This window comes from Streptomyces sp. NPDC055025, assembly GCF_053608565.1.
The window spans coordinates 36,268-48,217 of the sequence record NZ_JBSGVS010000068.1 but is presented as its reverse complement, the minus strand read 5'-3'; the positions used below and the strand labels follow the sequence as shown (position 1 = coordinate 48,217).

Annotated in this window: 12 protein-coding genes; all 12 read right to left on the bottom strand. The window is 68.2% G+C overall.

The window, feature by feature from the left end; genetic code table 11:
• Window positions 1-150: 150 nt before the first annotated feature.
• Window positions 151-597, bottom strand: coding sequence for a DUF2550 domain-containing protein (locus tag ACWGDX_RS32330; protein ID WP_363085637.1), 447 nt, complete (start codon window positions 595-597; stop codon window positions 151-153).
• Between the two features lie 125 nt (window positions 598-722).
• Entirely contained in the window at window positions 723-1,097 is a 375-nt protein-coding gene (locus ACWGDX_RS32325) for a F0F1 ATP synthase subunit epsilon (protein WP_066950094.1), read from the bottom strand.
• Window positions 1,098-1,218: 121 nt separating this feature from the next.
• On the bottom strand, window positions 1,219-2,670 hold the full coding sequence (gene atpD, locus ACWGDX_RS32320) for a F0F1 ATP synthase subunit beta (RefSeq protein WP_453631349.1): 1,452 nt from the start codon (window positions 2,668-2,670) through the stop codon (window positions 1,219-1,221).
• Entirely contained in the window at window positions 2,671-3,588 is a 918-nt protein-coding gene (locus ACWGDX_RS32315) for a F0F1 ATP synthase subunit gamma (RefSeq protein ID WP_453631347.1), read from the bottom strand.
• A gap of 20 nt (window positions 3,589-3,608) precedes the next feature.
• Complete coding sequence (gene atpA, locus ACWGDX_RS32310; protein WP_365905773.1) at window positions 3,609-5,204, bottom strand: F0F1 ATP synthase subunit alpha; 1,596 nt, start codon at window positions 5,202-5,204, stop codon at window positions 3,609-3,611.
• A 170-nt stretch (window positions 5,205-5,374) separates the two neighbouring features.
• Window positions 5,375-6,190 (bottom strand): F0F1 ATP synthase subunit delta, encoded by an 816-nt coding sequence (locus tag ACWGDX_RS32305; RefSeq protein WP_453631345.1) that lies wholly within the window; start codon window positions 6,188-6,190, stop codon window positions 5,375-5,377.
• Window positions 6,187-6,741, bottom strand: a complete 555-nt coding sequence (locus ACWGDX_RS32300; protein WP_453631343.1) for a F0F1 ATP synthase subunit B — start codon at window positions 6,739-6,741, stop codon at window positions 6,187-6,189. Before ACWGDX_RS32300 ends, ACWGDX_RS32305 begins: the two co-directional genes overlap by 4 nt.
• 41 nt (window positions 6,742-6,782) lie before the next feature.
• Window positions 6,783-7,013 (bottom strand): ATP synthase F0 subunit C, encoded by a 231-nt coding sequence (gene atpE, locus ACWGDX_RS32295; RefSeq protein WP_030351998.1) that lies wholly within the window; start codon window positions 7,011-7,013, stop codon window positions 6,783-6,785.
• Between the two features lie 77 nt (window positions 7,014-7,090).
• Complete coding sequence (atpB, locus tag ACWGDX_RS32290) at window positions 7,091-7,927, bottom strand: F0F1 ATP synthase subunit A (protein ID WP_453631354.1); 837 nt, start codon at window positions 7,925-7,927, stop codon at window positions 7,091-7,093.
• Between the two features lie 213 nt (window positions 7,928-8,140).
• On the bottom strand, window positions 8,141-8,578 hold the full coding sequence (locus ACWGDX_RS32285; protein ID WP_453631341.1) for a hypothetical protein: 438 nt from the start codon (window positions 8,576-8,578) through the stop codon (window positions 8,141-8,143).
• 274 nt (window positions 8,579-8,852) lie between these two features.
• Window positions 8,853-10,199, bottom strand: a complete 1,347-nt coding sequence (locus ACWGDX_RS32280) for an MraY family glycosyltransferase (protein ID WP_453631339.1) — start codon at window positions 10,197-10,199, stop codon at window positions 8,853-8,855.
• Between the two features lie 144 nt (window positions 10,200-10,343).
• Entirely contained in the window at window positions 10,344-11,537 is a 1,194-nt protein-coding gene (locus ACWGDX_RS32275; protein WP_453631352.1) for a serine hydroxymethyltransferase, read from the bottom strand.
• Window positions 11,538-11,950 lie beyond the last annotated feature (413 nt).

Below are 11,950 nucleotides of genomic sequence, written 5' to 3'. Positions count from 1 at the left end.
CCCGACATCTACCCCCCCTACCCCGGCGGCCGCGTCAGTTGTGTATAAGACACTGGTACGCGGTACGCGGTACTGAACGCCGGGGGGGGCGGCGCCCGAGCGCCGCCCCCTCCGCCATGTCCGTACCGATGAGACCCGTGAGCGCGGGGCTCAGGCCACATTCACCCGCTGTCCCGGCGGGGCCGCCTCCAGCCAGGCGAGAAAGCCCGTCAGGGCGTCGTCGCTCATGGCGAGTTCCAGCCGGACCCCGCGGTGCGCACAGCCGAGAACGACCGCGTCGGAGAGCAGCGCCAGCTCCTCCTCGCCCTGCGGCGCCCGGCGTGCCAGCACCTCGATCGCGGAGCGCTCCAGCGTGCGGCGCGGGCGGGGGGCGTACGAGAAGACCCGGTACCAGTTGATCCGGTCGCCGTTGTAGCGGGCCACGCCGTACACCCAGCCCTTGCCGGAGAAATCGGGCTCTTCCGGCACATTCCAGCGCAGACTGCAGTCGAACGTCCCGCCGGAACGCTGGATCAGCCGCCGGCGCAGACCGAAGACGAAGAGTCCTACCGCAACCAGTACGACGACCAGTCCGCATACGAGCAGAGCGAGGACCATCAACACCGACCTCCTCGCCTCATTCAGTACCGGAACAGAAATCGCACCCGCATCGCCTCAGCCGCGACCCGGTCTGGAGAGTCCAGCCAGGGCCGCGGCTGAGGGTAGAACCGTTGTGACAGGGCTCAGCGCACCGCCACCGCACGCAGCCGGACATCGGCGCGCCGCTCGGCGGCGGCGTCGTCGTCGGACTTCGCACGTTCCAGCGCCAGCTCCGCGCGCTGGGTGTCGATCTCGTCCGCCAGCTCGGCGATCTCCGCCAGCAGCGAGAGCTTGTTGTCGGCGAACGACAGGAAGCCGCCGTGCACCGCGGCCACCACCGTTCCACCGTCGGTCGTACGGATGGTCACCGGGCCCGACTCCAGCACACCGAGCAGCGGCTGGTGACCGGGCATGACGCCGATGTCGCCGGACGTGGTGCGCGCGACGACCAGGGTGGCCTCGCCGGACCAGACACTGCGGTCCGCGGCGACCAGCTCGACATGCAGCTCAGCAGCCAAGGGTGGCTCCTCGGGTCACCACCCGGCTGTTCGGCCGGGTGTTGGGCTTGATTCTATGGGTTGTCATGGAGAGCGTCGGAGGGGGGCGGGACGAACCCGCCCCCCTCCTTGAGCCGAGGGCTCAGGAGACGCCCAGCTCCTTGGCGTTGGCCTTGAGGTCCTCGATGCCACCGCACATGAAGAACGCCTGCTCGGGGAAGTGGTCGTAGTCCCCGTCGCAGATCGCGTTGAACGCGGTGATCGACTCGTCGAGCGGCACGTCGGAGCCGTCCACACCGGTGAACTGCTTGGCGGCGTGGGTGTTCTGCGACAGGAAGCGCTCGACGCGACGGGCACGGTGGACAACGAGCTTGTCCTCCTCGCCCAGCTCGTCGATACCGAGGATCGCGATGATGTCCTGGAGGTCCTTGTACTTCTGGAGGATTCCCTTGACACGGCTGGCCGCGTCGTAGTGGTCCTGCGAGATGTAACGGGGGTCCAGGATGCGGGACGTCGAGTCCAGCGGGTCCACCGCCGGGTAGATGCCCTTCTCCGAGATCGGACGCGACAGCACGGTCGTCGCGTCGAGGTGCGCGAAGGTCGTGGCCGGGGCCGGGTCGGTCAGGTCGTCCGCGGGCACGTAGATCGCCTGCATCGAGGTGATCGAGTGACCACGGGTCGAGGTGATGCGCTCCTGGAGCACACCCATCTCGTCCGCCAGGGTCGGCTGGTAACCCACCGCGGACGGCATGCGCCCGAGCAGCGTGGAGACCTCGGAACCGGCCTGGGTGAAGCGGAAGATGTTGTCGATGAAGAGCAGCACGTCCTGCTTCTGCACATCGCGGAAGTACTCCGCCATGGTCAGCGCGGAGAGCGCGACCCGCAGACGCGTGCCCGGCGGCTCGTCCATCTGACCGAAGACCAGCGCGGTCTTGTCGAGCACGCCCGACTCGGTCATCTCGTCGATCAGGTCGTTGCCCTCACGGGTGCGCTCACCGACACCGGCGAACACGGAAACACCATCGTGCAGATTGGCCACACGCATGATCATTTCCTGGATGAGGACCGTCTTGCCGACGCCCGCACCACCGAACAGACCGATCTTGCCGCCCTTGACGTACGGGGTCAGCAGGTCGACGACCTTCAGGCCGGTCTCGAACATCTCGGTCTTGGACTCGAGCTGGTCGAAGGCCGGGGCCTTGCGGTGGATCGGCCAGCGCTCCGTGATCTGGGACTCGGCCTCCGGCACGTTCAGGATCTGACCGAGGGTGTTGAACACCTTGCCCTTGGTCACATCGCCGACCGGTACGGTGATGCCGTTGCCCGTGTTGACCACCGTGGCCTGGCGGACCAGACCGTCGGTGGGCTGCATCGAGATGGCGCGGACCACGCCGTCACCCAGGTGCTGGGCGACTTCGAGGGTCAGCGTCTTCTTCCTGCCCTCCTCGGCCGGGTCCGCGACCTCGACATGCAGGGCGTTGTAGATGTCCGGCATCGCGTCGACGGGGAACTCCACGTCGACGACCGGGCCGATGACCCGGGCGACGCGGCCCGTGGCCGCGGCCGTCACAGCATTCTCGGTAGTCGTCGTCATTTACTTGTCACTCCCCGCGGTCGCGTCGGCCAGAGCGCTGGCGCCTCCGACGATCTCGCTGATTTCCTGGGTGATTTCGGCCTGGCGGGCCGCGTTGGCAAGCCGGGAGAGGCTCTTGATGAGGTCCCCGGCGTTGTCGGTCGCCGACTTCATCGCACGCCGGGTGGCGGCGTGCTTGGAGGCGGCGGCCTGCAACAGCGCGTTGTAGATACGGCTCTCGACGTAGCGCGGCAGCAGGGCGTCGAGGACGTCCTCCGCCGACGGCTCGAAGTCGAAGAGCGGAAGGATCTCGCCCTTCGCCGCCGACTCCTCGGCCGCCTCGCCGAGGCTGAGCGGCAGCAGCCGGCGCTGTACCGGCGTCTGCGTCAGCATCGAGACGAACTCGGTGAAGACGATGTGGAGCTCGTCCACGCCGCCCTCGGCCGTGTCCTGCTGGACGGCCGCGATCAGCGGCGCCGCGACCTTCTTGGCGTCCGCGTACGTCGGATTGTCGGTGAAGCCGGTCCACGACTCCACGATCTTGCGCTCGCGGAAGCCGTAGTAGGAGACACCCTTGCGGCCGACGATGTACGAGTCGACCTCCTTGCCCTCACCACGGAGCCGCTCGGTGAGCTGGTCCGCCGCCTTGATGGCGTTCGAGGAGTACCCGCCGGCCAGACCCCGGTCGCTCGTGATGAGCAGGACCGCGGCCCGGACCGGCGTCTCCGCCTCGGTGGTCAGCGGGTGCTTGGTCGTCGATCCCGTCGCCACCGCGGTGACCGCGCGGGTCAGCTCGGTCGCGTACGGCGTGGAGGCCGCCACCTGGCGCTGCGCCTTGACGATGCGCGAGGCGGCGATCATCTCCATCGCCTTGGTGATCTTCTTGGTCGCGGTGACGGATCGGATGCGACGCTTGTAGACCCGGAGCTGGGCTCCCATGAGTCAGGTCCCTTCCGTCGTCACTTGGAGACGTTGACGGCCGGCGCGTCGTCGCCCAGGAGCTTGCCGTCCGAGGTCTCGAACTGCCGCTTGAAGGCGGTGATGGCGTCCGCGATGGACTGGAGCGTGTCGTCGGACATCTTGCCGCCCTCGGCGATGCTGGTCAGCAGCTCCTTGCGCTCACGGCGCAGGTACTCCAGCAGCTCGGTCTCGAAGCGGCGGATGTCGGCGACCGGTACGTCGTCCATCTTGCCGTTGGTGCCGGCCCAGACGGAGACGACCTGCTCCTCGATCGGGTACGGCGAGTACTGCGGCTGCTTCAGCAGCTCGACCATGCGCTTGCCGCGCTCCAGGGACGCCTTGGAGGCCGCGTCCAGGTCGGAGCCGAAGGACGCGAACGCCTCCAGCTCACGGTACTGGGCGAGGTCCACACGCAGTCGTCCCGAGACCTGCCGCATCGCCTTGTGCTGGGCGGAGCCACCGACTCGGGAGACCGAGATACCGACGTTCAGCGCGGGCCGCTGGCCGGCGTTGAACAGGTCGGACTCCAGGAAGCACTGGCCGTCGGTGATGGAGATGACGTTGGTCGGGATGAACGCCGAGACGTCGTTGGCCTTCGTCTCGACGATCGGGAGACCCGTCATCGAACCGGCGCCCAGGTCGTCGGAGAGCTTGGCGCAGCGCTCCAGCAGACGCGAGTGCAGATAGAAGACATCGCCCGGGTAGGCCTCACGGCCCGGCGGACGGCGCAGCAGCAGCGACACGGCGCGGTAGGCGTCGGCCTGCTTCGAGAGGTCGTCGAAGATGATCAGGACGTGCTTGCCCTGGTACATCCAGTGCTGGCCGATGGCCGAGCCCGTGTACGGCGCCAGGTACTTGAAGCCGGCCGGGTCGGACGCGGGGGCGGCGACGATCGTCGTGTACTCGAGCGCGCCCGCCTCCTCCAGCGCACCGCGTACGGACGCGATGGTGGAGCCCTTCTGGCCGATGGCGACGTAGATGCAGCGGACCTGCTTGTTCGTGTCGCCCGAGCGCCAGTTGTCACGCTGGTTGATGATCGTGTCGACGGCCAGCGCGGTCTTGCCGGTCTGGCGGTCGCCGATGATGAGCTGACGCTGGCCACGGCCGATCGGCACCATGGCGTCGACAGCCTTGTAGCCGGTCTGCATCGGCTCGTGGACCGACTTGCGGACCATGACGCCAGGAGCCTGAAGCTCCAGGGCGCGGCGGCCTTCGGTCTCGATCTCGCCGAGTCCGTCGATCGGGTTGCCGAGCGGGTCGACGACGCGACCCAGGTATCCCTCGCCGACGGCGACGGAGAGGACCTCGCCGGTACGGGTGACCGACTGTCCCTCCTCGATACCGCTGAACTCACCGAGGATGATCGAACCGATCTCGCGCTCCTCGAGGTTGAGGGCGAGACCGAGGGTGCCGTCCTCGAACTTCAGCAGCTCGTTCGCCATGGCCGAGGGCAGCCCCTCGACCTTCGCGATGCCGTCGCCGGCAACGCTGACCGTACCGACCTCCTCGCGCGAGGCCGCGTCCGGCTTGTACGACTGGACAAAGTTCTCCAGCGCGTCCCGGATCTCCTCCGGCCGGATCGTGAGCTCCGCCATCTGGGTTCCCTGCTCTCCTTGTTGGGCCCGAAGTTTCTTTGGGGGTCTGCGTGAATCGGGGTCTGGGGGCGACCCCCAGGAATCTTCTGCAATCTCTGCACGGCCCAACCGGGCCGCTGGTGTTGCTCTGTTCCGCTCGGCCGGCGTCAGCCGCCCGGCGCTGCCCGCGGTCAGCCGGCGAGCCGCCGTTCCGCCTCTTCGAGACGGTCCGCGACCGTGCCGTTGATGATCTCGTCGCCGACCCGCACCGAAATCCCGCCGAGGACCTCGGGGTCCACGTCCAGGTTCAGATGCATCGGGTGGCCGTACAGCTTCGTCAGTGCCGCGCCGAGGCGCCGCTTCTGTCCCTCGCTGAGCGGTACCGCCGAGGTGACGACGGCGACCATCCGGTCCCGGCGCGCCGCGGCGAGCCGGGACAGGGTCTGGAGACCCGATTCCAGGCTACGTCCCCGGGGCTGGGTCACAAGACGCGCGACCAGGCGTTCGGTGGCCGGTTCGGCCCGGCCGCCGAGCAGCCCGTGCAGCAGCGCGGTCTTGGCGGAGACCGTGGCCGACCGGTCGGTCAGCGCCGCGCGCAGCCCGGTGCTGGACTCGACGATCCGGCCGAACCGGAACAGCTCGTCCTCCACGTCGTCGAGCGTCCCGGTCCGCTGTGCGGCGGTCAGCTCGGCGAGGGCCGACAGCTCCTCGACGGAGTCGACCAGGTCACGCGGCTGTGACCAGCGGGAGCGGACCATGCCGGAGACCAGATCGGCGGTCGGGCCGCCCACCTGGCCGCTCAGCAGCCGTCCGGCCAGCTCGGCCTTGGCCTCGCCGGGCTGCGCCGGGTCGGTCAGGACCCGGCGCAGCGACACCTCGCGGTCGAGCAGCGCGGTAACGGCGGCCAGCTCCTCTGCGAGCTTCGCGGCGTCGACCGACGTGCTGTCGGTCAGCGCGTCGAGACGCTCACGTGCGGCAGCCAGTGCCTCGCGGCTCGCTCCGTTCATCGCCTGGCCTCGGCCTTCTCGGCGCCGTCCTCGAGTTCGTCGAGGAAGCGGTCGATCGTGCGGCTCTGCCGGGCGTGGTCCTCCAGGGACTCGCCGACGAGCTTGCCGGCCAGATCCGTGGCGAGCTTGCCCACGTCCTGACGCAGCGCACTGGCCGCGGCCTTGCGGTCGGCCTCGATCTGGGCGTGACCGGCGGCGACGATCTCCTCACGCTGCCGCTGACCCTCCGCCTTCATCTCCTGGATGATGACGGCGCCCTGCTCGGTCGCCTCCTGGCGGAGACGGGCGGCCTCGTGACGGGCCTCGGCGAGCTGGGCTTTGTACTGCTCCAGCACGCTCTGGGCCTCGGTCTTGGCCTCCTCCGCCTTCTCGATACCGCCCTCGATGGCCTCTCGGCGCTCTTCCAGAACCTTGTTGATGTTCGGGAGGAGCTTCTTGGCGAGGAAGCCGAAGACGATGACGAAGGCGAGAAGACCGATGACAAGCTCGGGAATCGGCGGAACGAGAGGGTTTTCCATCTCCGCAGCCGCGATATTGAGCAGTGGGCTCACATCAGTGCCTTTCGTCTAGTGGGCTGGTCGTGAATCAGAGATCACGTGCCGTAGACGAACGGCATGACCAGACCGATGAGGGCGAGCGCCTCACAGAACGCGAAACCAAGGATCTGGTTCGTACGGATCAGGCCGGCCGCCTCGGGCTGACGGGCGAGGGCCTGGGTGCCGTTACCGAAGATGATGCCGACGCCGACGCCGGGGCCGATGGCGGCCAGGCCGTAGCCGATGGAGCCGAGCGAGCCGGATACGGCGGCAAGAGTCGAGGACATGCCAGTTCTTCCTTCTCTTTCACGGACCGGTGGGGGTTGGCCACCGGACGACTGTGGGGTCTGGGACGGGAGGGGGATCAGTGGTGCTCGGCGAGCGCGCCCTGGATGAAGCTGCACGTCAGCAGCACGAAGACATACGCCTGAAGGGCCTGGATGAAGAGCTCGAAGACGGTCATCACGATGACCATCACGAACGAGACACCGGCGTAGGCGATGCCGAGACCGTTCAGCAGGTACCAGCTCGCGATCGTGAAGAGCAGCAGCAGCGTGTGGCCGGCGAACATGTTCGCGAAGAGTCGCACCGCGTGGGTGAACGGGCGGACCAGCAGATTCGAGAACAGCTCGATGGTCATCGAGAGCGGCAGCACCGCGCCGAGCGACTTGTCGTAGCCGCTGAAGTTCTTGAAGGCGCCCACGAAGCCGTGCCGCTTGAAGGTGAGCGACACCCACAGGACATAGACGATGAGCGCGAGCCCCGCCGGGTAGGAGATGATCGCCGTCACCGGGAACTGCGCGACCGGGATGATCGACCAGAGGTTCATCATCCAGACGAAGAAGAAGAGCGAGACGATGATCGGTACGTACTTCTCGCCTTCCTTCTTGCCGATGATCTCGTAGACAACGCCCCGGCGCACGAAGTCGTAGCCGGCCTCGGCCACCATCTGGAGCTTGCCCGGGACGACCTTCGGCTTGCGGAAAGCGGCCCAGAAGAACCCGATGATGATGATGGAGCCGAGCAGCGCCAGCAGCATCGTCTTGTTGAAGTACAAGTCACTGTCCGCGTTGCCCACGAGGGGCTCGAACAGGAACGAGTGCAGGCCGGGTGCCGGGAAGCCACATCCGTCGAAGATGTGGCAGTCGGTCTCGAAGGCGAGCACCTGCGTCGGGTCAGCACTCACCGCGGGCTCCTTCAGCATGGCGCATAGGTACGGCAACCTCGTTGTGTCGGCGCGGCGCGGAGCCGCGGTTCGGCACTGGACTGGGGGTGTTACGGATGTGGAGACGGCGGTCGGGCGTTGAGCCTCGCGTGAGAACAGGCGTCAGCTCGGATGCCCGCGCCCGCAATGCCGCAGTTGGCACCGGACGATAGCAGGATCTCGAACGGGCACTTATCCCGGCCCTACTCCTCACGCCGACGACCCCGACTTCTCGGCCCTGCTGGACGACGAGGATTCGGGGTCGACGTAGAGAATCTTGGCTTTCATGTGCGCACGTGCCTGGGCGGCGACCCAGCCGAGGGTCGTCACGACGAGCGTGAGGGCGAAGGCCTTCGGATTGAACAGCGAGGTGTTCTTGAAGGCGGCCACGAAGATGAAGAGCAGCAGGAGCTGGGCCGTGTAGAGCATCAGGCCCATCGCCTGGAACAGGTGCGGAAGCGACTTCGCCGTTCGTTGGAGGACCACCAGCCCGATACCCATGAAGAGCACGACCACCAGCGTGCCGACCGCGGCCCCCAGAGCCCCTTTGCCGCCCGCGACCACACCACTGATCACCGTGGCGAGCACGCCGACGGCGGCCGTGGGTACGGCGGTGTGCAGGAGGATCCGGGCGTCGTTGGACGGCATGGCGGCAGCTCCGCTTACTGGGTGGGGCAGATGGTGTCGTCATGGACGAGCGTAGGCCCGGTCCGAGAGAAGGTTTCTCGGGCCAACGAACCGTCGCACTACGGTCCTTCGGCTCTGTCGCCGGGTCTCGTGAACAGTATCACAAACTATTTGATGAGGTCTTTACCATGGTGGTGTGCTGACTGTCACACGTGAGAGTTACCCCGCGCGTGTGTGCAGGACACCGGGCCATCTTGTCTGGTATTGCCCCTCGGTGAGGTAAATAACAGTCCCGTCAGTTCCTCGAACCGGCTTTCCGGCGGTCGGGAAGACGCGAACGAGCGCCGAGCGCGGTCGCCCCGTTGACACCCGCGGGAACAGGCGTGCGCTCCTCCGCCACGGGCTCTGTCCCGGCGGCGGGCGCCGGTGCCGCGACGGGCGGGGCGAGTTCCCCGGCGGCCGGTTCGCCCCTCCGCTTACGGCGGTAACGCGGCGGTACGAACGACTGGGCCCAGAGCGGGGCCCGCGGGGTGAAACGCGGCAGCAGCAGAAGCACCAGACCCACGGCGCTCAGCACGACGATGACCAGCAGGATCCATGTCGACGCCGAGTGCACCGAGTAGGCGACCACACCGAACGCGATCAGCGCGGACCAGAAGTACATGATCAGCACCGACCTGCTGTGCGAGTGCCCGATCTCCAGCAGCCGGTGGTGCAGATGGCCCCGGTCCGCGGCGAACGGCGACTGGCCGTTCCAGGTACGGCGCACGATCGCCAGCACCAGGTCGGCGAAGGGGATCGCGATGATCGTCAGGGGCAGCAGCAGCGGGATGAAGACCGGCAGCGCGGTGTGGGTGGCCTGCCGGGTGGAGCCCTCGAAGATCTTCAGCACATCGAGGTCGACCTGGCCGGTCACCGAGATCGCGCCCGCGGCGAGCACCAGGCCGATCAGCATCGATCCCGAGTCGCCCATGAAGATCCGGGCCGGGTGCATGTTGTGCGGGAGGAAGCCGACACACATGCCCATCAGGATCGCCGAGAAGAGGGTGGCGGGCGCCGCGGCCTCGATGCCGTAGCTGTACCAGAGCCGGTAGGTGTACAGGAAGAAGGCCGCGGCGGCGATACAGACCATGCCGCCCGCGAGACCGTCCAGACCGTCCACGAAGTTGACCGCGTTGATGGTGATCACGACCAGCGCGACGGTGAGCAGCGTGCCCTGCCAGGAGGTCAGCGAGACCATGCCGGCGCCCGGCACCGGGATCCACAGGATGGTCAGACCCTGCATGACCATCACACCGGCGGCGATCATCTGGGCGCCGAGTTTGATCAGCGCGTCGATCTCGAACTTGTCGTCCAGGACACCGATCAGCCAGATCAGAGCGGCACCGGAGAGCAGCGCGCGCGGCTCGTTGGAGAGCTCGAAGACCCCGTTGAGGTTCTGGAGGTTGTCCGCCACGAGCAGTCCGGCGCAGAGGCCGAAGAACATGGCGATACCGCCGAGCCTCGGCGTCGGTTCACGGTGCACGTCACGGGCGCGGATCTCCGGCATCGCCCCGGTCGCGATGGCGAACTTCCGCACCGGGCCGGTCAGCAGATAGGTCACCGCAGCCGTCACACAGAGCGTCAGCAGGTAATCACGCACGGGCTGCCCCACAGGAATCGCTGGCCATCTCAGCCCCACACACTAGCCCGCGCGGGACCCACTGTCGGATACCGAGTCGCCATATGAGCCAGGACGGGCAGCTGAGCGGAATGGTTGCACGGCTTGTCGTCGCACGTGTTCCCGTCAGGAAAGCTTCCCATACGGAGGGAATCGGCCGACCAGCTCCCGCACTTCGGCGCGGGCCCTGCGCGCCGCTTCCGCGCCTCCGCGCAGCGCCGAGGTGAAGAGGGGCGCGAGCCGCGCCATTTCGGCCTCTGACATGCCCTGAGTGGTCACGGCGGCGGTCCCCAGCCGGATGCCCCGGCCGTCCGCGTACGGCAGCGCGCATGTGTCGAGAACCACACCCGCGGCGGCCAGCCGGCCGCGGGCCGTCCTGCCGTCCACACCGAGCGGCGCCGGATCGGCGGTGATCAGATGCGTGTCCGTACCGTCCGTGGTGATCCGCAGACCCTCCGCGGCCAGCGCCTTGGCGAGCGCGCGGGCGTTGGCGACGACCTGGTGCGCGTACACCGTGAACGCGGGGGTCGCCGCCTCGCCGAACGCGACGGCCTTGGCGGCGATCGTGTGCATCTGCGCGCCGCCCTGGGTGAACGGGAACACCGCGCGGTCGACCCGCTCGGCCAGCTCCTCGGCGCACAGGATCATCCCGCCGCGCGGTCCGCGCAGCACCTTGTGGGTGGTCGCGCACACGACATCGGCGTACGCCACCGGATTGGGCGCCGCGCCCCCGGCCACCAGTCCGATCGGATGCGCGGCGTCAGCGATCAGATACGCGCCGACGTCATCGGCGATCTGCCGGAACACCGCGTAGTCGATATGACGCGGATACGAGATCGACCCGCAGACGATCGCCTTGGGGCGGTGCTCCCGGGCCAGGGCGCGCACCTGCGGGTAGTCGATGAACCCGGTCCTGGCGTCGACCCCGTACCCGACGAAGTCGAACCAGCGGCCGGAGAAGTTGACGGGCGCGCCATGCGTGAGATGGCCGCCGTACGGCAGCCCCATGGCCAGCACGGTGTCCCCGGGCCGCAGCAGCGCGGCGTACGCGGCGAGGACGGCGGAGGAGCCGGAGTGCGACTGCACATTGGCGTGTTCCGCGCCGAAGAGCGCCTTCGCCCGCGCGATCGCGATCCGCTCGGCGGCGTCGACGAGCTCGCAGCCACCGTGGTGGCGGTGGCCGGGGTAGCCCTCGGCGTACTTGTTGGCGAGGGGGGAGCCGAGTGCGGCGAGGACGGCGGGCGAGGTGAAGTTCTCCGCGGCGATGAGCTGGAGACTGTCGGCCTGGCGGCGCGTCTCCCCGAGGATCACCTCGGCCATCTCGGGATCCTGCCGCAGCAGGGCGTCGGGCACCGCGGTGTGGGGCGCGCGGGTGTGGGGCGCGCGCGTATCGGCTGCGCGGGTGTCGGCTGCGCTGGGGACCGCCATGACGGGCTCCGGACCTGGGGGGTACGTGCGCTCTCCAATGTAGGCCGATACGCCTCCCGGCGGGTCGCCTCCCGGCGGGGGACCGTGGTGCGGGGTGCGCCTGGCGGCGCGGGGTGCGGTGTGTGGGTGGTGCGGGGGCCGGGGCACTCCGGAGGCACATGTCCGGACGGCATGATTTACGCCGCGTGCGGGTCTCGTTGTCAGGTGCGGCTCGGCGTGCGGCACAAATCACGCTTTAGTGTCCGAACACGCACCTCCTACGACCCCGACCCCCTCCCGCCCGGCCCCCGGCCGCGGAGACGTTC